Origin of the sequence: Flagellimonas sediminis, assembly GCF_010500845.1 — a bacterium.
Lineage (GTDB): Bacteria > Bacteroidota > Bacteroidia > Flavobacteriales > Flavobacteriaceae > Flagellimonas > Flagellimonas sediminis.
Map to the genome: position 1 here is coordinate 359,838 of NZ_JAAAMI010000004.1, position 20,606 is coordinate 380,443.

Below are 20,606 nucleotides of genomic sequence, written 5' to 3' on the forward strand. Positions count from 1 at the left end.
ATAAAATTTTTAAAAAGTGACATTAAACCCCAAACTAATTGTACTCAGCTGTGGGAAACCAGCTCCGTTGGTGGATCTGAATTCCGGGTCTCCCAAATCAAATTCCGACATGGCATCATAAATGGTCAGAATGTTGGTAGCACTGACATAAATTCTAAAACTTTGAATTGAATTGCGCAACGAACCATAGATCTTATCAGGAAGGGTGAAACCCAATTGCATCTGTTTAATACGAAGGAAGGAAGCATCCCTGTACCAAAAATCAGCCTCAAAAGGGTTACTATCCAAAGTACCGTTCCTCAAGACCCTAGGCAAGACAGCATCCGTATTATCCAACGTATAGCTATTGTCGGCCGCGTAAGCTAGTCCGTTGCCAGAGGCTCCGGAATTGAAGGTATTGGTAAAAGGTTTCATCACCTCTGCCTGACCTTGCAACAACATGCTAAAATCAAGTCCCTTGAACCCGGCAGTTACATTGAATCCATATTGCAAGCCGGGATAGCTTTTACTATCGAAGGCATAACGGTCATCAGAGTTTATGGTGCCATCACCATTTAAATCCTCAAAAATCAAATTACCAAGACCCGCACCTGCATAGTTGACATTGTTATCCAAATCGGCCTGGGTTCTATATATTCCCTTAGTTTTATAGACCAGTATGGAGGTAGCCGGCCTACCTTCCAAATTTTGGAATTCCGAACCTTCTGGCGGTGGAACCTGATCTCTGAACACTAGTTCATTTTTGGCATAGGTCGCATTTAAAGTAAGACCTAGGTTAAAATCCTTGGTGTTCGCAAACTTAAATGCCAATTGCCCATCAATACCTTGGTTCTTGAATTCACCAATATTCTCACTAGGTGGTATAATACCAAAGGTGCTCGGGATCGAGGAATTCCTCGCGGCCAGAATATCAGTTGTTCGCTGTCTGAAATAATCAAGTACAAAGGAAAACTTCCCGTTGAACATGGTACCTTCCAATCCGATATCAAGATTTTCTGTCTTTTCCCATGTAATGGCAGGATTCGCCGCTACGCCCGGTACCAGTACTGTTACATCTTCACCTCCAATTACGTACCCACCAACATTTCCTGGCAACGCGGCCGGGAAACCGAAGGATTGAAGAAATTGGAATTGGCTTACACGGTCATTCCCTAGTATACCCCAGGAAGCTCTTAACTTCAAGTCGGTAAAAAGGTTTTCAGGCATAAAGGATTCCTCTGAAATACGCCAACCAATGGATGCGCCTGGGAAAAAACCAAACCTATTCTCCTTGGGAAAGGTATCGGATCCATCATATCTAAAGTTAAATTGAAAGAGATATTTGGATTTATAACCATAGGACAACCTACCAAAGTAGTTTTGTCTTGCCGTTTCGGAGGCAGAACCATCGGTAAGCCAATTGGACCTATCAGGGCTTCCGGCAAAAAGTTCATCAAGCTGAAAGGAGTCATACCCCAATCGCCCAGCCAAGAAATTGTTCCTTTTAGTTTCACTTTGTTCGTATGCCACAAAGGCCTTGATGTCATGGTCCTCCCCCAGTCTTCTTTCATATTCGATTCGCGCATTGAGGGTTAATTGATTGCTTTGGCTAAACGTTTGGGTCAGTCCAACCGGTTCCACTTCCCGTGACTGCCTCTCTACCGCATTGCCCTCTGAATCCAATTCCCAATACGTCCATGTTGTATTGAAACTCTTGTTATAATTATACCACTGGTCATAGGCTGCAAAACCTTTTACGGAGAGCCCTTCAACGACCCAAGGGGTCTTCCAATCAAAGGACAAGGTACTATTGACAACATCACTTGTATACCTATTATATCCTGGACCTGTTACTCGGGCCGCGGGATTGAGCTGCGAAAAACCTTCCCCTGGTTGTTTGGTGTTTCCGTCGATAAAAGGGGGCAAAAGTGGACTGGTTGACCCCAAGGCTCCTCCTATAGCACCATCCGCTCCACCGCCTTGAGCCGTTTGCGTATATTTTCTCCTAGCATGAAGGTCTAATTTAAGGTCCAAGTTTTCACTGATGTTCATATCGATATTGGATCGAACATTGTACTGTTTCAAAGCAGTCTTGTCATCCCCGATCAGAAGTCCTCCTTGCTTGGCATGCCCGATTGAACCGAAGTATTTCACTCTTTCCGAGCCCCCACGAACATTCAACGAATGACGCTGTTGCTCCAATACTTGCCCTCCAATGAGTTCATCCCACCAATCAGAGGATACTCTTTCCCCTGCTAAAAAAAGGTTTATTTGGGCATCGGAAAAGGTTGGTGACCTACCATCCAATTCATCCGCTGAATTAATGATTCCCATGTACTGAAGTGCATTGGCCGTATTGGGCTTGGATATGGGACGTGAAAACCCATGGTCAAAATTATAAGAGAATTCCGGATCTCCCACCTTTCCCCTTTTTGTTGTCACCAAAATAACCCCACCAGCAGATTGAGCTCCATATATGGCCGCCGATGCATCTTTAAGCACGGTTAAACTCTCAATGTCGTTAGGATCGATCCTATTGAGATTATCAGGATCCCTATTGGCCACCCCATCAATAACATAAAGTACGGGGGCACTGCCAAAACTACTGGATCCCCGAACCCTCAGATCTGCATCATCAAATCCTGGAGCAGCCGATCCTTGTACAGCAAAGACACCAGGAATTTGGCCCGCAATGGAATTTGACACGGAAATGGCCGGAGTCTGTTTTAACACAACGCCCTCCACTTGGCTGACCGCATTGGTGACCTCTGCCCTTTTTTGGGTTCCATATCCAATTACTACAACCTCGTCCAAGTTACTGGCGTCCACCGCCATTTGAACATCTATATTAGTGGATGAACCAACGGTAATTTCCTTCTTTAAAAATCCTATATAGGAAAAAACCAATGTGCTACCAGGATTAACGGTAATGGTATAATTACCGTCAAAATCGGTGGATACTCCATTGGTGGTCCCTTTTTCCAGAACACTTGTGCCGGGTAGGGCAATCCCATTTTCATCAACGACCTTACCCGAAACCGTCATTTGGTCAAGGGAAGGATCGAGGATTAGTGGATTTACATGAATAATCTCACTTATTCCAATTACCCCATGGGCATGCGTCCATGGAGCATTACCTAGAAATAGCATAAGCAAAATAGCGCGCGAAAAACCAATGGCCCTTGGCCATTTGCCCAATATTTCATTACATTTCATATATTTGTCGGTTGATTATTTATTCTTTAATAATTAAAGAGTTTCCTAAACTTTTGCCGCCAATCTTTCTTCAGGAGATTGGCTTTTTTTTATTCAGATTTCACCATTCTTTTTCTCGGCAATAAAGGTGGACGACCACTCTAAGTCGGCTAACGATCATGAACAATAAATACTAGTTTCATTGTCCTGACCCCATCACCTAACTAAAAGCATCCAAACCTTTATTGAAGTATTTCCTGGGATTTCAAAATATTTAATGTTCTTATGTATATACATTATCAAATATAATAAAATTTATTACTTAAAATAATTTTTACATATTTTTTGTCAATAAAAAATACTATTCTGGCATTCTCCTTTTAAATTTGTGATTTTCTTTCCCTCGCAGCCCAAGCCCAATCTAAACACGTTCCAGTTTAATGGGTGGCGTTTGATGAGCATTCCACTGACACAAATAAAGGTTTTTATCAGGGTCCACTAGAACATCGTGACCATGATTAAAAATCGGAATTGGGGCATTGTACATTTTTTGAAGCTTCCCATTTTCATACTTGGGAGCTTCTCCTCCTGGATTGGAGACCACCCTGTTGTCCATATCCAATATGGTAATAAATCCTGTATCCCTGACCCATTTTTGGCCCGACCTAGTTTCAGACCAGCACACACCTGCATAGATATTACCCTCATCCACTACTGGCCTGCAAACAAAAGCACCCGGAAGCTCAATAGTCTTGATATACTTTCCTTGAAGGGTAAAAAATTTGAATGCATTATCGTTCCTGGAGGTCACTATCAATACCGGTTCATCTCCCGATCTATGATCAATGGCTATGCCATGGGCATTATTCAGGTTATAATTGACATCGGTGTTTTCATGGCCACCCCACTTTTTAATGAATTGGCCTTTAGAATCAAATTGCAGGATATAATCCGAACCGTATCCGTCTGCTACATAAATGTCTCCATTGGGAGCAATGGCCGTTTCCGTAGGTCTGTATGGCTGGTCCTGCCTATAGGCTCCGATGGTGTGCGGATGCGGCAGTGGAAAAATTAACTTGCCATCCACTGTGGTCTTGAACACCTGACCAGCTTGGCTTTGATTCTTTCCCAAACGATCCACGTAATAGCCACAATCTGTAATATATAATACATCTTCTCCTCCTTCATCATTCAATGTTAATCCGTGCCCCCCCGGAAAACCAGTCCCCCAAAAGTCCAACAATTTGCCTGACCTATCAAAAACCAAAATATTATTTGCAGTATGGTCTCCCAACATAATCAATCTTCCTTTGCTATCCATCTGCATTTCATGGCAATTTAAAAGTGGATTATGGGCAATACTCATTTTGGCCCAATCCCAAATCACTTTATATTTGAAATCTCCATGTCCAATTAGTTCATTTTCGGGAGGCACCGAACTTTTACCCACATTTCCATAGGCCAATGTGGGTGCCGTGGCCATTGCCGCACCTGCCATTAACGAATTACCAATAAATTTCCTTCTTGTTGTCATATGATTATGAATTTGTATCTCTAAACTATATGGAGCCGCATTATTGCCATTTTACTATAAAAGTAATCATAGAAAAAATTTGATGCTGAGCTCCAATTCGCGATAAAATATTAATGTTATAATGTTTAAACATATAAAATTATTTTCAAAAAATCATTGTGTCGGAAGGCCAAATATGTTTCCCTTACATGACCGGAAGCGCAAGGAACCGTTATAAAGTTGATACGCAAAAGGAATACCCTTTCTCCAATCTTCGTTGGAGAACAATATCAACCTAAGGCATGGCATACTATATGGATTGACCAAAGCCACTATTTTTTCAATCCTTAACCCATTAAATTTTGGAATAATACATACCAGATTTTGTTGGCATATCATCAACAAAGCATTTCCCTAACTCCTATATGAAAGTTGCTATATTAATCTTTAGGCCCCAGTAGTTTCGCATTGATTCCATTTCCTTTGCCCTAAGAATTGGGAGTCCAAGTGAAGGCGAACGCAACGAAGTAGAATGCGGCAAACTCCAAATCTTACCCTTATCCAAAGTAATGGGGACAAAAGTTCATTTAATGAATTGGATACGCTCCTCCAATTTTTAAGATTGTCCAAACAATCAATGACTTGGAATATTATCTAACGCTAATTTCTTCAGAAAATCTTGATGCTATTTTTAACAATTAGGAGAATGTTCAGAATTAGAAGTGGGTCATAAAAAAAACGGTCAAATCAAATGATTTGACCGTTTTTTGGTTGTGGGCGCTGAGGGATTCGAACCTCTTTTGCCAACCCTTATGTTTGTTGGGTTTTTCCTTGCCTATGTTTTGTTACTAACCGAATTACAGATCACTTTTCGTAAACTTGTTTCGTAGATGCCAAATTTAATCATAAAATATTGAAATCTATTTGTTTTACCGCCAATGAAACATCAGAATATTAAATTACTAAAAATCAATATTTTACGACCGAAATTCTAAAAATGGCCCCAATAAAGAACATCGCACGAAAAATCAACACTCAAGGACAAACTTAATGTATCCAATATTCTCTAGAATTCGAATATTTTTAGCCCTTTTTAGTTACGAAAGTGCTTAAAATTAGAAAAGCCAAAATCTATAGAATTAAAGCAAAAAACTAGTGATGTTTTATTATAATATTAGTTGATTTTCTTTCCAATCCTGTATCAATTGTCAAGATGTATTGCCCTTCTGGTAATGTTGATACCCCAATACTACTTATACTTTTGTAATCTGAATAGTATACAAGCCTACCGTCAATACTATTTAAGTATACAGAAACCATTGGAGCCGACTCTCTATTCTGAATATGTATATATAAATCTTTATCCACGGGGTTTGGGTATCCTCTTGTCCCTATACCCAAGAGATTTTCATCAATTAGATTCGCTTGCAAAGGTATTCCACCTCCACCACCTGAACCATGAGAAACACTCATTGTTTTCGCACCACCATTACCACAAATATTTTTCCCCCATACCTGTACTAATCCTGATGTTCCGGCATAACCTGTAAATGCGCTTAAATACCGACCCGTAGTTGGGGTCATTTGCCAATTCTGTGCAAAATAATCTATTTGATTAACAACATCAAAGGGATATGGCAATCTCCATTCATAACTTGAAGCACCGGGAGCAATGGAACTATTATATTTCACAATTGCACCGGTTAAAACAACAGATGGACCAGAAAGTGTAGAAGGAGCATTTGGCGCTCCGATCCATAAATCATGTCTATAAACATTTCCATTGAACGTGGCAGTCACCCAACCATTGCCCCTAGTCCCACTCAAAGCTTTAAAAACAAATTGACTATTATTCTGGGAAACAGAAATAATATTTGAAGAATGATTCCAGTTTACTGTAGTCGCATTTGTGTTATTAAGTGTTATAGTACTATTAGGTGTCGAACAAGCACATTCCGGACCATTTATGCTTGGAATTGGAACATAACCTTGAATCCAGCTCCTATAGTTGAAAAGTTTGGTATATATAGTTGGCTTTTGATCTTTGGGTGTTTCACCCCAACTACTACAACCTATTAAAAACCTTGACCCATTAGACAATACAGTTGCCGGACCCCCACTATCACCTGGAGCCGCAGAAGAACCTGCTTGATAAAAAGCAATCATGTTATTATTGACATTGTTGCTTCCTGTGTTTATTCCATTCGCCTGTGAATTAGTAATTATCGGCATTGTAACGGCTTGTAATTGATCCGCAACCGGTCCATTATTGGTCGTATAGCCCCAACCAGATAGCGTACCAATTAAACCAGCATTTGAATGACCGGCACTATTGGTAAGTTGAATGGGTTGAACAGTAGCATTAAAATTTAAAGGTGCGGTCAATCGGATTAGGGCAACGTCATTGTTAAGTGTAGAACTATCAAAATTAGGGTGTACAATAATTTGTGCTACATTTCTATATTGACCATTCACATTATCCAATCTCATAGTTATTCCAGCAGCAATTTCTATGTCTGCTGGGTTCTGACCGTCTACACAATGTGCAGCTGTTAAAATCCATTCTGGTGTTAGTATTGATCCACCGCAAAAATGTGCATTGGTATTAGCGTCCCTAATCGAAATTTGCCATGGATGGTTTTCAATTGTCGTGTCATTGCCCCCAATAATATTTACTTGTCCATAGGAAACAAACCAAAAAATGATGAATAAACTTGATAGTAATCTTGTCTTCATAAATCTGTATTTGAAGTTAATGGTTACTTGATTATCAAATTGTCAATAATTATAAATTCGAATAAATCGTTAGATGCTAAACCATGATTTCCAGTTAAGCATTTAAAGACACTGCCAGAAATTTCAACTTCACCTGAACTGCTTCCAATTACTTCACTTACAGGGAAAATTCGGATATATTTTTCTCCCATCTCCGAAAAGAGTGAAGGCATATAAATTTCTGCATCAACTTCAAAGTACTGCTCAATTCCATTATAAAATCTTTCACCACTATCCACAGATTTTATCGTTGCTGGTATAAAATCATTTAAGTCAATAACTTTTTCAATGTTGGAACAGTCAGGTTGTTTCGAAGAATTATTATCTTCTCCACAGGATACCATAAGCATTAATAGAATTACAAAGTATATTTTCATTTTTTTGTATAAATTTAAGCAAAAAAGCTATTTATTGTAAGATTATCATTACAATTATTTTGAAAATTTTGTATCGATGAGGTCAGCCGGGTATTTTATAGGCTTTTTTTTCTTTGCTTTAAATGGACAACATCTGTTTTCCCAATCTATACTTATAGACCCTCCAAACTCAATTTACTCCAAACTAGATCTTCCCAATTTAGTAAATGGTTTATTATCATCTGATTGTAGAACAGTAATCCACGAAAGTACCTTGCTTAGTGGAGACAATAAATCATATGGGTATTTTGAAAAAGGAAGCACTTCATTTCCTTTCGAGAAAGGAATATTGTTGACAACTGGAACTGCTATAAATCAAGTTGGTCCCAACCTAAATCTCGAGCAAACTTCCTCTCCTTCATCGGGAACAGGTCAATATGCTGTAATCAACGAAATATTGGATAATAGGATGGGCAATTCGGTGAGTACACAGAACCATATTTCAACAAAGTTTTGGGTTGTTCCTCAAACCGATAAATTTTCTATTAGGTATATATTTGCTTCCGAAAGCTACGGTAATGTCAATAATATTGAATGTTTCAATGGAATGAACGAATTACAGGATGGTTTTGCAATTTTAATTAAGGGGCCCGGAATTTTGCCTGATACATTTGATCACGACAATGATACTTCTACTCCAGAAATTGAATTTAGTCATGGATCAAAGAATATTGCACTCCTTCCAGATGGTATAACAGAGGTGGGGCTTCACAGTATTCACGACAATTTAACTTGTAGCAATTTAGGCTTTTCTGACTATTACAAGGAGATTCCACTTGGATATGGTTCAATTGCTTCAAATGGTATGACTATACCTTTGATAGCAGAAGCCAATGTTATACCTGGTGAAGAATATCTCGTGGAAATAGTGCTTGCTAACAGAGGAGATAATACTTTGGATTCATCTCTTTACATTGATATAGATAAAAGTTATAACGAACCAAAATTACTAAACCAATATTTTATTTGCTCAGACGAAACCGGAAGGTATATCTCACCTTTTCCCATAATTGATACAGAAATCGCTGAGTTGGATTATAGATTCAATTGGTATTATAATGACACAATCTTAAACTCGGAGAACAGTAGTTTCATTGTTGCGAATCAATCCGGTGATTATACAGTGGAGGTAATAAATCCCTCTGGTTGTTCAAAGTTTTATTCCACAAAAGTCGAATCATCCTCGGCTCCCTTTGAGTTTACTTACAATCTCGAAGGGAATATCTTTTCCAATGACCAAAATTTGACAATTCATGTTCAAGGATTTGGTGATTACCTTTTTCAACTTGATGATGGTATCCCTCAACAATCAAATTCCTTCGGCAATATTTCACCAGGATTTTATGAATTGAAAGTCACGGATATTAATGGATGCGGTAATCGAACATCTGATATTGTTGTTGTAGATTACCCAAAATTCTTCACTCCCAATAATGATGGGCTTAATGACCTGTGGAATATAAATTTTGATGCATTGGGCATCAATGGTCGAATCAAAATTTATGATAGATACGGTAAATTTTTAAAAATCCTTGATTCAAAAAGTGCAGGATGGGATGGGATATACAATGGTAAGATTTTACCTTCTTCAGATTATTGGTTCGAATTATTACTAGATAATGGACAATCCTTTAAAAATCATTTTACTTTGAAAAGATGAAAGTGCCATAGTTAATTATTTTAATTAGTAAGAATCGACAATCTCTGAAAAAGCCGTTTTAACACTTACAATAATACAAGTAGTAATAATTCAGCTATAATTGCCAGTTCTCTCAACTATCAATCAACTTTTAATACAATAGAAAAAGTTGTTGAACTTTATGAGCATCTTGTTCAGGCTGGATGAGCCGGCCAAACTGAGCCACCCGCGCCGGATGAAAGTGAGCAGTGTAAATCAACTGCTTGGATTTGACCTGTCCGTGGGTTAAACTTAGTTCTTATTTTTCAATTTTCTCCTCATCGATTCACCTTTTATATCGATTCTGTGTGCTGTATGCACCAAACGGTCGAGTATGGCATCGGCCAGTGTTCTCTCCCCGATGATGTCGTGCCATTTTGATACGGGCAATTGTGATGCAATAATGGTCGATCTCTGTCCGTGGCGGTCCTCGATTATCTCCATGAGCGCATGCCTGTTGATGTTGTCCAGTGGCTTTAGCCCGAAGTCATCAAGTATCAGTAGGTCCTGTTTTTCAAGCTTGCCTATCTGTTTTGGATAGGAACCGTCCGCTTTTGAGGTCTTCAACATGGTAAAGAGCTTGGCCGTGTTGAAGTACATGACCTTTTTTCCCATGGAACAGGCCTGATGGCCGATGGCCGAGGCCAGATAGCTCTTGCCGACCCCGGTGCTCCCGGTAATGAGGACATTCTCCCTCTTTTTGATAAAATCGCAGTTACCAAGGCGCTGTACCTGGTTCTTGTCCAATTGTCTGGAAGGCCTGTAATCCACCGCCTCCATAACGGCAGCGTACCTAAAGCGCGCCGATCTGGTCAGGCGTTCTATCCTGCGGTTGTGACGGTCGTCCCACTCGCATTGCACGAGGTAGGCAATGATCTCGTCATTGGTATAGTCGGTTTACGTTCCGTTGGGGCCCAAGGTCGTTTCAAATGCCCTGTGCATGCCATGGAGCCTGAGCTCCTTCATCTGTTGTATTGTCCTTTCGTTCATATGTGGTATTTAAGTGTTCTCATTCATAATATTTTCCGCCCCGTATGTTCTGGTGCTCGGGCATTTCCAGATTTTCATCGGTGTCCTCATCAAGCTTGTCCCAGCCTTTTTTTAGGATACGCTCGACCATGTTGTAATTGTACGCACCGTATTCGGTTGCCCTCCTGCAGGCATTGTCAAGACGGTCCCTGCCATATTTTTTGGCAAGGTGCAGTACGCCAAGACAGGATTTATAGGATTGTTCGGGATGCTGCTTCTTGTCCAATATGGCCATGATGTAGCCTTGGCAGCTTTCCCCTATGTTTCCGGCCCAGGCAATGAACCTTTCGCTGCTCCATTCGCTGACGAAGCGGTGGTGGGAGGGCATGTGCTCGGCCAAAGTGGTATAGCCGTAACGTTTCCTGTTCCTTCGGTGCACGGCCAGCCTTTCATGCTTGTGGTAGACCTCGACCATACTGTCGGTATAGACGAGCTTTACCTGTTTGCCGATATGCCTGTAGTGCACGCTGTAATAGTGCTTGTCCCTGCCAAGGTAGATATGGCTGTTCTTGTGCACGGTGGCCTGGGCGTACCGTTTTATCTCATGGCGTTTTTCGGGCAGGGGCATCAGTTCCCGGCTTTCCACCTCGAGGAACAGTGAACGTCGGGAGTATTCCCTTCCCCTGAAGGACATGTCGTTGTGCTTTTCCAACAGTTCCCGGATTGCGGTGTTGATATCGGCCACACTGTGGAAGGTCTCGTTCCGTAAGGGCGCGAACACCCTTGTGTAGATGATGCGCACGGCGTTCTCCACTATGGCCTTGTCCCTTGGCCTATAGGTGCGCGTGGGAAGGACCGCCGTTTCGTAGTGCTCGGCAAAGTCGGCGAACACCTCGTTGACCTTTGGTTCATAGCGGCTGCTCTTGGTAACGGCCGATTTAAGGTTGTCGGGCACCAGTGCCCTCGGCACACCGCCGTAGAACCATAGTGCGTTCTCGGTGCAGCGGATGAAGTCCTCGAGCTTCTGGCTGGCACAGGCCTCCACGTAGGTATACTGGCTTCTGCCCAATATGCAGACGAACACTTCCAGTTCCTTGAGCTCCCCGGTGTCCCTGTCGGCAATGGTGAGCTTCTTGCCCGTAAAATCGATGAAAAGCTTGTCGCCGGCCTTGTGCTCCATCCGCATCACGGGGGAGGTCTCCTTTTGCCATTCGGCGTACCAGTACTTGAACTGTGAGAGCCTGAACCCATCGGGATGCTTGGCATAATATTCCTCCCACAGCAACTGTCGGGTCACCCCGGTCTTCCGTATTTCCTTGTCAAAGTAGGGAAAGTACCGCTGTAGCTCTACCAGTTTTGGGCTCTTTGGCCTTTGGTCGGCCTTGAAGAGGCCGTGCAGTTCCTCCAGGGTCATCTTCTCCACCTCATAGGCCGTCAGGCGGTAACGCTTGAAAAAATCGATGTACTTGGCCACAGTGTTGCTGGAGATGCCCAACTGCTGGCTTATCCGCCGTTTGCTCACACCCGAGGTGTGGAGCTTGAATATCCGTTTTATTTTTCGCATGTCTATCTGCTTGTTCGCCATGGTCCTTTTTCACAAAAAAAGACCTTTGGCACATTACACACAGATCAGATCCAAAAGTGGCTCACTTTCATCCGGCGCGGGTGGCTCACTTTCACCAGCCAGCTATGCCCACTTTGGCCCGGCGAAGGTGGTATACTATGTCCGGCGTTTCTAGTAGGGTTCTTTTCAAATATTGTTCGAGTGTTTGTTTGAAACCAATTTTCGAATCCATATCCAAACTCCATAGTTAAATTTTTGGACAATGGTTGTCGATATCTCACATTAATATTATATCGATCATTTGCACTGTTGATCAATGTTTGTTGATCCAGTAACTCAAAACTTGGGTTCGACCCAAAAATCTCCCTTTGGGAATAAAGCTTTGATGTTACATCGCTAATATCATTTTGGTTTTCAAATACTAAACTTACATATCTTCCCAATGAATCCAATTTCTTCATAATCCGTATCTCATTTGAAAACTTTCTTTGATAAGCTTCGTTTGTTTCCTGAGAAATATTTTGATTGATAACCTGGTCATCATCATAACTTAAAGATAAATTATAATCTGTTGACCTTGCTCTATTGAAGTTCAAACTTGGTTTCGCCGTGATTCTTAATGACTTGTCTATATCAAATTCGAGATTAGCCGTTCCTTGGTTCGTACTGGTATTCCCATCAAAATTGGATTCGGTTTCCGTAAAAAAATGGTTGTCCGGCAATAGATTCTCACGAAATGTTCTTTCTTCATTTTGGGAATCACTGTATGTATAAAAATAGTTATCGTCCATTTCATAAACATTCTTTTCTTGATTGGCATAACTACCACCCAATGTCGATGAAGTCGTTATTCCCTGACCAAACCCAAAAGATAGGTTGCCTATTGAAAAACCTCCATTATTATTAAAACTCAGACCGCCACTTCTAGCACTTCCAACCATTTCATAGATTTCATCAAATGAAAACCCGGGATTATTCACATTATTACTACTTCCAATAAGACTTATTCTTTCAGTATCGTTAAAATAATTCATCAAACCATTAGCTTGATACCTATCATCAGTTCCATAACCCCCAGAAAGCCTTCCCATATATCCGCGGTTCTTGTCTTCCTTCAAAGTCAGGTTAATGGTCTTGGTATTTCCATCTCCTGCATCTCCGGTAAATTCCTGTTCCTTTGTTTTGGTATCCGTTATCTGAATAGTATTGATGATTTCTTTTGGCAGACTCTTTGTGGCAACTTTTGGATCACTGCTAAAGAATACTTGTCCATTGACCAAAACCTTATCTACTTCCTTCCCATTGACCGTAATTCTGCCATCGCTGTCGATTTCAACTCCGGGGAGTTTTTTCAAGACCTCTTCTACCGTGGCATCTGGCCTTGTTTTAAAAGATGCGGCATTAAATTCCAAAGTATCCTTTTTGATTGTTATTGGTGCCCTTCTCCCAGTAACACTGACACCTTCCAATTCTTCAGCTTGTTCGACCATTGACACTAAGCCAATATTGGTATTGGGCAATGGCTCTATTATTTTTTCAATTGTTTTATAGCCATTGAAAGAAAAGACTATTCGTATCTTCCTATGAACGGCCCTTCCTTCAATACTATATCTACCATCAACATCCGTTATTGCATATTGAATTAAAGTACTATCGGACAATGTTTCGGTATGGACTGTTGCAGCTTCCAAGGGTGTTTTGGAAATACTGTCAATTACCCTACCTCTAATATGAAACTCTTGGGCATTGATTACGGATGTACAAAAAACAAAAGAGAAGAGGCAAATTAAGTAAGATTTCATTCAATCTAATTTTAAACTAAATATTTAGTTCAACTAAACTATTAGTTTTTAATTTCAAATGCTAATAAATTTTACATTTCTATGAATTGGTTTCATTTAATTTAACTTGAAATCAATCATTGAATGAGGCAGTGTGAATTTCAAAGCCTCAGCGAACGCAACGAAGTGAAGTGCTGCAAGCGTCCCAAAACTTACCAAACTGATACTACTGAGCGAGGCAACTTTATCTATTGATTGGGCACATACTTAATATCAATAAAGAGAATCCAAAGGCCTATTGGCTTCAAGTTTATATCGTTCCAACCTCCCCTCCGTTATTTCAAGCTTCAGATAGCTCTTCCCAAAACTGCCCTTGACCACTTTTACCTTTCCTAGGATATCCTTTAAATCTGTTTGAAGTGAGGCTGCCTTTTCCTCCAAATGTTCATACTTGATCCTGGGAATCATTGTTTCGCCTTCAAACACAGGGTATGGCTTTGGTGGGTTCTTTTCGATCATATCCTCAAGGAAATCATCCCCTTCCCCATCATTGTCCAATTCTTGGTTGAACAAAGCCCGCATCATACCAATGGTAGGAAGTGTCTGGTTCTTTTCAATATCCCTGATAATGGCAATGACCGCATCTGTTCGTTTCCTGTTCTTGATGATTTCTTGACCAATGCTCTTTTCGAATCGTTCTGACGGTAAAAACCCATGCCACTCAAAAAAGTCCATGACCATATCCAAGGTATGGGAATAACTCTTGCCCACTTTTTTTGAAAAGACCTTAAATCTTGATAATGTCCTTTTCTTTATCCGTACTGCTCTAAAATCGTCCATATTTACTTGTCTTAAGTGTACAATTGTTACAATTTTGTCCCGAGTTTAAGGGTATTGACAGCATTTTTGCAACAATAAATTTTGCGGTCCCCGAAAACAACCATTTCCAAAACCCCCTACAAACAGGGCTTTTCCGAAGGAAAATGAATCAATAGCGTCGCTTTAGCGCGCTATCCTCTTGCTTTTCCATTTAGAGTCGCCAAGGCGACACTAAAAAGAAAACTTTTACCAAAGCACTTTGTGGGTTGCCCCCTATTTCAATTTTCCTTAACGCTTATCTTGCCGAACACTATAAAATTGAATCAGGATCCTTGTGCAAAAGTTTGGGTAAGATTTAGGACTAATAATGAATACTTGATTGATTTAATTGATAAACTCCAATACTCAAAATTCTGAATTTCCAAAACTCCCAGTATCGCCTCTAGTATCAGAAAACATTGATTCCAAAATTGATTCCAGCCCACTCATATCTTTACTTATTTTTCTATCCAATACTCTAGCATAAATTTGTGTAGTTGCCAATTCTGTATGACCAAGTATTTTAGAGACTGTTTCTATAGGCACGCCATTACTAAGAGTAATTGTAGTGGCAAAAGTATGTCTGGCCATATGGAAGGTAATATTCTTCTTGATTTCGCATGCATCTGCAATTTCCTTTAAATAGCTGTTCAATTTTTGATTGGAAATCTCAGGCAACAACTTTTCAGGCTTCCGCTTGGGATGATACTGATATCTCTTAATTATTGAAATTGCCGGACCCATTAATGGCAATTTGAAACTGTTTTTAGTTTTTAATCTTTTTGAGCTTATCCAATATCTACCATCTATTCCCTTAACCAGGTTATCTTCACACAGGTTCATTATATCGCAGTAGGCTATACCAGTATAGCAACTAAACACAAATAAGTCCTTTACAATTCGCAACCGCTCTATTCCTGTATGATAATCTTGAATTTTTTGTAGTTCCGGCATGTTTAAAAATTCCCTTTCCTTTCTTTCAATCCTGATCTTGAACTTTTGAAAAGGATACTTTTCAATCCATTCGTTGTGTAATGCCACTCTAACCATTTTCCGTAGACGCTGAATGTGTTTCATCGCCCCGTTGTTTGAAAGTCTCCCATGATGATGGATTGGATGCAGTTTGCGCAAGTAGGTTTCAAATCCAACTATAAATTGGTGGTTTAACTGTGACAAACAGCAATCATCACATTTGTATTGCTTTTTCAAATAGCATAACAAGTACTTCTGAGTGGTTTTATAATGACTTAAGGTTGCTTTTCCAAGGGCGTGGGCACCATGTAAATTATGATATTCAAATAAAGCCTTTAACGTAATTTGATTTTCGTCTTCACCGAAATATCGAGCTTTGACCATCTGCGGAGTGATATGAGGAGATTTAGATCGAAGTTCCCTATAGCATTGAAAAAGCTCAGATTCGACTTCCATTAAATAGGTATTAATTTCTTGGGCCTCCTTGGTACGGCCCAGAACCCTTGACCCCTTGCTGTCCCAAATTTCCGTTGGTATGGTATACTTCAGGCTCATGTTTGCCCTTTGCGAATTAATTGTAATTCGGGCATAAATCTTTGCAGTGTTGTCTTCCATTCTGGAAGTACTGATCCAGAAACTGATTGAAAATGTTGACCGGGTTCTCATAGGTTTTGTGTTAAATTGAACGAAATTCACCTACGAAAGTCAAATACTAAGTGACTGTAATTTAGTTGTTTAAAAGCTTATTCGGTTAACACTTTTCAATAAAAAATTTACTAACCGAATTACAAACCAAAACATATCAAATCAGACCAAATCAAATGAGGGTCCAAAAACGTCAAAACCTTGCAAATCAATAAGATATACAAGGTTTTGTTTTTATTTAAACTCTAAAAGTGGGCGCTGAGGGATTCGAACCCCCGACCCCCTCGGTGTAAACGAGGTGCTCTGAACCAGCTGAGCTAAGCGCCCATTCAATTTCCTGAATGGGAGTGCAAATATAAAATAGTTTTTGAATTCCTAAAAAGAAAAATGCAAAAACAGCTAAAATATTTTTATCCTTTTTTTATTATAAATGATACATCCTTGCTAATCAATGACACGCCTTCTAAACCAAAGATCTTCCAAACTCAAGTTTAAGGTAAGGGCATGGTAGTTTTCCTTTACCAAAATATTCTGAACCTGCCCTTTTGACCCATAAGCATAGGAAAGGTTGACTGCCGAATTGGTAGCGAACCCCACAGGAAAACCAATTCCTGCCGTAATGATATATCCATCAATCTTGTTGTCGTTAATCGCCAGATAACCATTGTCATAGTTAAATCCAACACGATAGCGAATGCGTTGTCCATATTTGAAGCCCTTTGGATTCCTCTGAAACTCTGCGCCGAAAGCATAGATATCTTGATCCCTATAACTTCCGATGCTTTCGGATTGATGGGTTGTATCCCATTCATTTCGCTTATAATCTGCCGTTAATGTAAGGGACCCCTTGATCCTAGTACTAATTCCGAAACCAAGTTCCAACGGAAGTTTAAAATCGGAAACATTGTCCCCTTCCTCATCTTCTACGGTAATGGACGACCCATCCAATGTTTTATAAACAGATCTGGTCAGATTTCCCTTTAGTTTGACCGGCAACTGAACCGTACTACCAAACGTCAATTTATCAAAAATGTCCCATTGCATGCCCAAACCTAAGCGCAGTCCACTGTAATTGGTGGTTTCGTTGAGTTCAAAATAACTGTTACTGATGGTAAAGGTTTCGGATTCTTCAATGTTCCCAAAAAGAAGGGAGGCTTTACCCCCTACTCTCAAATCTTCCGTGATGCCATAACCCAAATTGAAATTTAGGTCATTCAAACCGCCTATACCTGCCACATTGCTTTCAAACGTTTCATTGGAGCCCTCTATGTTGCTCACCAAACCCAACAAAGTATAACCCACATCACTGTAGGGAACCAAGGTTACCCCTGCCCCTAAGCGGTCCGCAATCCGGAAGGCAATGGCCAGATTGGAAAAATTCAGGGTGGTCTTCGATTCGTTGTCACCTCGGTTGCTGTAACTATTGAATTCGCCCACTACACCAATATCATAAAAAAAGGAATGCCTGGGGATAAGGGAATAATTGGAAGGGTTCAGGTTATTGATATCCGTGGTCGATTTTAGTCCGATTCCGGAGTACCCCATACTATTGGTCTTGCCAATACTGGTCTGGTTGATTACCCCCAATCCGTAGAGGGAATATGGGGAACTGGTCAATCCTTCGGATTGGGCCATCACCATGGCATGGAACAGAAAAGAAATGGCCATGGGTAATATCCTATTCATCATCTTCATCATAAATTGCATAAATAAGTTCCAGTACCGTACTGAATTTGGAGCCATCCATTCCAGTTAGGATAAAGCGATCAACGGTTGAGTTGTAATTATCCGGCAGTAGGATCAAGGCATCTTCGGTATCCCTATCGGCAGTAAGCAATTCTTCCAAATAACTGCCCAAGGAAATCTCATAGTAAATATTGTTGAACTCCTCATCATCCCTGTTCAAAATGCCATATACAGGATTGGTGTCCTGAATCAACAATTGGGAGGTTAGGTCGTTGTTCTGGTCCACAATGTAAACCGACATCGTATCACGAAGAATAAGCTGATCATTATAAGCTCCCTCATCTGGTTTTATTTTTAGCACCGCATCCAAAAGAGTTCCTTGACCTTTAATATCGTAAAGCGTTTTTAAATATGGGATCTGTATGCGGGTCGTAATGCCAATGCCGGATTGTACAAAACTCAAATTATCCACATCTGCACTACTTAAATTGATTTCCTTATTGGTCAAGGTTTGTAGGGGAGTAATCGGATTTTCAGCCAATATTTGGTTAAAGAAGGGCACCGGGTCTGAGGTAGCATCCAAATTGATGTCCAAATAATCCTGAACACGCTCGTCCTCTTCAGCAGTACTAAAATAAATTCGTATAAAACTAGCTCCTGAAGTCTTTGAAAATCCGATTACGGACCCATTATCATCATCCCCGGGCAACAAGGCAATTCCCCTAAAATAGTCCCTGAACTGGTCAGACGTAGTGATATCCTTCCCCTGAATTTTGGAGAACAGGTCAATCCCAAGATCATCCATAAGTCGAATCTCCAAGGTGTCGCCCGCAGTTGGACGAGGGGTATAGGTGTAAACTGCCAAGTCATCTTCTAAATATTCGGCAGAATCCGTATTGTAAATGTAATCGTCTTCTTTTGGTTTGAGCGTTTTGGTGAGCCGCTTCACCTTTATGGTATTGGTCTGGAGGGTATCGTTATAATAATAGGAATCCAGTTTCAGATACAGGTTTATACTGTCATAGTCCGCCTCAGAATCTATACTGAAGGAAGATGGCAACATACCCATATAACTGGAAGTTCTTACCGTTCCAAATACAGGATCGGTGTATTTGCCGACCAAAATTCTTGTTGATTCGCTGGTTACGATACTGTCAAATTTTATTGTGGAAGTTTCTACTGTAAGGGTATCCACCAAGATGACCCTTAAATTACTGTCAGTAAATTGCTCTCCTGCCAAAAAATCGGAGGAGTTGAGGTTATCCGAACTACAAGACACTACCATTAACATAACAATGATCAAAAGCCCCAAGATTCTTTCCATAATTTTAATTTGCCGCTAAAGTAAAGGCAATGCCGACCCCTTAAAATGTCGATAGACCAACCCCTGTAGTTTTAAGACAAAGCCTCGAAATCTCACGACCAAACCCCACTACTGGTTCATAGATCATTTCCCTCTGTTCATACGTTAAAACATGGCCTTCATATATTCCCTTTCAACCCCTATCCGTTCAAAATTACCTTTGGAAAAAATTCAAATGACAGGCATGAAAAAAGCAGTACAGTTTTATAGACCGGTTTTCCTTTTTGCGCTATCCATCCTTTCTTTTAATAGTTGTTCCAGCGATGACGATGACGATGATTTAGGGAACTGGATAGACCGTTCCGTGTTCGACGGAAGCCCTAGGAGCAGTGTGTCCGGTTTCGTAATTGACAATATAGGCTACATGGGAGTTGGGTACGACGGTGATGATTACTTGAAATCTTTTTGGTCCTATAATATGGAAGGTGACTACTGGTCCCAAAAGGCCGATTTTCCAGGCGTGCCCAGAAATGCCGCCGTTGGGTTCCAAGTCAATGACATCGGATACATTGGGTCAGGTTATGACGGTGTTGACGAACTTAGTGATTTTTATGCCTACAACCCATCTAGCAACTCTTGGACCGCCATTGCCTCATTACCTGATACGAAAAGAAGAAGTGCCGTGGCTTTTGGCGCCAACGGATATGGATATTTTGGAACCGGTTATGACGGGGAAAACGACTTAAAGGATTTCTGGAAATATGACCCTACTACCAACACTTGGACCGAATTGGAAGGTTTTGGCGGAAACAAGAGAAGGTCTGCCACCACTTTTACCATAAACGGATTGGTCTATTTGGGGACCGGGGTTTCCAACGGGGTGTATCTGGATGACTTTTGGGCCTTTGATCCAACCACCGAAACCTGGACCAAAAAATTGGACCTTGATGAGGAAGACGACTATGATGTTGCCCGTAGCAATGCGGTAGGTTTTGAACTTAACGGTTACGGGTACATTGCCTGTGGTGAACAGTCAGGAGCCACCAACACCGTTTGGGAATATGACCCATCATCCGATACCTGGGAACAAAAAACAAATTTCGAGGGATCTACAAGACAAGACGCCATTGCATTCTCAAACTCATCTAGGGCCTTTATAGGAATGGGCCGTACCGGAACTCTTTATTTGGATGACCTGGACGAGTTCTTCCCGTTTGATGAATATGATGACGAAGATTAATTTATAAACCAGTCAGTTTTAGTTTGTGTTAC

At 40.7% G+C, this 20,606-nt stretch carries 12 protein-coding genes, 1 tRNA gene and 1 pseudogene; 2 read left to right on the top strand and 12 right to left on the bottom strand.

Annotated features, from left to right (window positions below; genetic code table 11):
• Positions 1 to 9 precede the first annotated feature (9 nt).
• The 4 genes from GTK07_RS10685 to GTK07_RS10700 form a co-directional block, all read right to left on the bottom strand.
• Positions 10 to 3,195: a SusC/RagA family TonB-linked outer membrane protein gene (locus GTK07_RS10685; protein ID WP_163635229.1), complete on the bottom strand. Its 3,186-nt coding sequence runs from the start codon at positions 3,193 to 3,195 to the stop codon at positions 10 to 12.
• A gap of 400 nt (positions 3,196 to 3,595) precedes the next feature.
• Complete coding sequence (locus GTK07_RS10690; protein ID WP_163635230.1) at positions 3,596 to 4,708, bottom strand: twin-arginine translocation signal domain-containing protein; 1,113 nt, start codon at positions 4,706 to 4,708, stop codon at positions 3,596 to 3,598.
• A gap of 1,131 nt (positions 4,709 to 5,839) precedes the next feature.
• Positions 5,840 to 7,423, bottom strand: coding sequence for a trypsin-like serine protease (locus GTK07_RS10695; protein WP_163635231.1), 1,584 nt, complete (start codon positions 7,421 to 7,423; stop codon positions 5,840 to 5,842).
• A gap of 23 nt (positions 7,424 to 7,446) precedes the next feature.
• Positions 7,447 to 7,839, bottom strand: coding sequence for a hypothetical protein (locus tag GTK07_RS10700; RefSeq protein ID WP_163635232.1), 393 nt, complete (start codon positions 7,837 to 7,839; stop codon positions 7,447 to 7,449).
• 76 nt (positions 7,840 to 7,915) lie between these two features.
• On the opposite strand from GTK07_RS10700, the gene GTK07_RS10705 reads away from it, so the two are divergent.
• A complete protein-coding gene (locus tag GTK07_RS10705; protein WP_163635233.1) occupies positions 7,916 to 9,538 on the top strand; it encodes a T9SS type B sorting domain-containing protein in 1,623 nt (540 codons plus the stop codon).
• Between the two features lie 270 nt (positions 9,539 to 9,808).
• On the opposite strand, the pseudogene istB reads toward GTK07_RS10705, so the two are convergent.
• The 8 genes and pseudogenes from istB to GTK07_RS10745 form a co-directional block, all read right to left on the bottom strand.
• Positions 9,809 to 10,546: pseudogene (gene istB / locus GTK07_RS10710) on the bottom strand (IS21-like element helper ATPase IstB).
• A 19-nt stretch (positions 10,547 to 10,565) separates the two neighbouring features.
• The gene (gene istA, locus GTK07_RS10715; protein ID WP_163635234.1) at positions 10,566 to 12,110 is read right to left on the bottom strand and encodes an IS21 family transposase; all 1,545 of its coding nucleotides are present in this window, start codon (positions 12,108 to 12,110) and stop codon (positions 10,566 to 10,568) included.
• A gap of 44 nt (positions 12,111 to 12,154) precedes the next feature.
• Complete coding sequence (locus GTK07_RS10720; RefSeq protein ID WP_163635235.1) at positions 12,155 to 13,891, bottom strand: carboxypeptidase-like regulatory domain-containing protein; 1,737 nt, start codon at positions 13,889 to 13,891, stop codon at positions 12,155 to 12,157.
• A gap of 252 nt (positions 13,892 to 14,143) precedes the next feature.
• On the bottom strand, positions 14,144 to 14,710 hold the full coding sequence (locus GTK07_RS10725) for a BfmA/BtgA family mobilization protein (protein WP_163635236.1): 567 nt from the start codon (positions 14,708 to 14,710) through the stop codon (positions 14,144 to 14,146).
• A gap of 384 nt (positions 14,711 to 15,094) precedes the next feature.
• Positions 15,095 to 16,366 (bottom strand): site-specific integrase, encoded by a 1,272-nt coding sequence (locus tag GTK07_RS10730; protein WP_163635237.1) that lies wholly within the window; start codon positions 16,364 to 16,366, stop codon positions 15,095 to 15,097.
• 231 nt (positions 16,367 to 16,597) lie between these two features.
• Positions 16,598 to 16,672: transfer RNA gene (locus tag GTK07_RS10735), tRNA-Val, on the bottom strand.
• Between the two features lie 117 nt (positions 16,673 to 16,789).
• Positions 16,790 to 18,034 (bottom strand): BamG family beta-barrel-assembly machinery protein, encoded by a 1,245-nt coding sequence (locus GTK07_RS10740; RefSeq protein ID WP_163635238.1) that lies wholly within the window; start codon positions 18,032 to 18,034, stop codon positions 16,790 to 16,792.
• Complete coding sequence (locus GTK07_RS10745; protein ID WP_163635239.1) at positions 18,024 to 19,355, bottom strand: DUF4270 family protein; 1,332 nt, start codon at positions 19,353 to 19,355, stop codon at positions 18,024 to 18,026. Before GTK07_RS10745 ends, GTK07_RS10740 begins: the two co-directional genes overlap by 11 nt.
• A 223-nt stretch (positions 19,356 to 19,578) precedes the next feature.
• Here GTK07_RS10745 and GTK07_RS10750 point away from each other — a divergent pair, with 223 nt between their 5' ends.
• Positions 19,579 to 20,574 (top strand): Kelch repeat-containing protein, encoded by a 996-nt coding sequence (locus GTK07_RS10750; protein WP_163635240.1) that lies wholly within the window; start codon positions 19,579 to 19,581, stop codon positions 20,572 to 20,574.
• Positions 20,575 to 20,606: the final 32 nt, after the last annotated feature.

Bases quoted from the DNA above. Each gene is read 5' to 3' on its own strand.
- GTK07_RS10685 (WP_163635229.1), bottom strand. From the start codon at position 3,195: ATGAAATGTAATGAAATATTGGGCAAATGGCCAAGGGCCATTGGTTTT.
- GTK07_RS10690 (WP_163635230.1), bottom strand. From the start codon at position 4,708: ATGACAACAAGAAGGAAATTTATTGGTAATTCGTTAATGGCAGGTGCG.
- GTK07_RS10695 (WP_163635231.1), bottom strand. From the start codon at position 7,423: ATGAAGACAAGATTACTATCAAGTTTATTCATCATTTTTTGGTTTGTT.
- GTK07_RS10700 (WP_163635232.1), bottom strand. From the start codon at position 7,839: ATGAAAATATACTTTGTAATTCTATTAATGCTTATGGTATCCTGTGGA.
- GTK07_RS10705 (WP_163635233.1), top strand. From the start codon at position 7,916: ATGAGGTCAGCCGGGTATTTTATAGGCTTTTTTTTCTTTGCTTTAAAT.
- istA (WP_163635234.1), bottom strand. From the start codon at position 12,110: ATGGCGAACAAGCAGATAGACATGCGAAAAATAAAACGGATATTCAAG.
- GTK07_RS10720 (WP_163635235.1), bottom strand. From the start codon at position 13,891: ATGAAATCTTACTTAATTTGCCTCTTCTCTTTTGTTTTTTGTACATCC.
- GTK07_RS10725 (WP_163635236.1), bottom strand. From the start codon at position 14,710: ATGGACGATTTTAGAGCAGTACGGATAAAGAAAAGGACATTATCAAGA.
- GTK07_RS10730 (WP_163635237.1), bottom strand. From the start codon at position 16,366: ATGAGAACCCGGTCAACATTTTCAATCAGTTTCTGGATCAGTACTTCC.
- GTK07_RS10740 (WP_163635238.1), bottom strand. From the start codon at position 18,034: ATGATGAATAGGATATTACCCATGGCCATTTCTTTTCTGTTCCATGCC.
- GTK07_RS10745 (WP_163635239.1), bottom strand. From the start codon at position 19,355: ATGGAAAGAATCTTGGGGCTTTTGATCATTGTTATGTTAATGGTAGTG.
- GTK07_RS10750 (WP_163635240.1), top strand. From the start codon at position 19,579: ATGAAAAAAGCAGTACAGTTTTATAGACCGGTTTTCCTTTTTGCGCTA.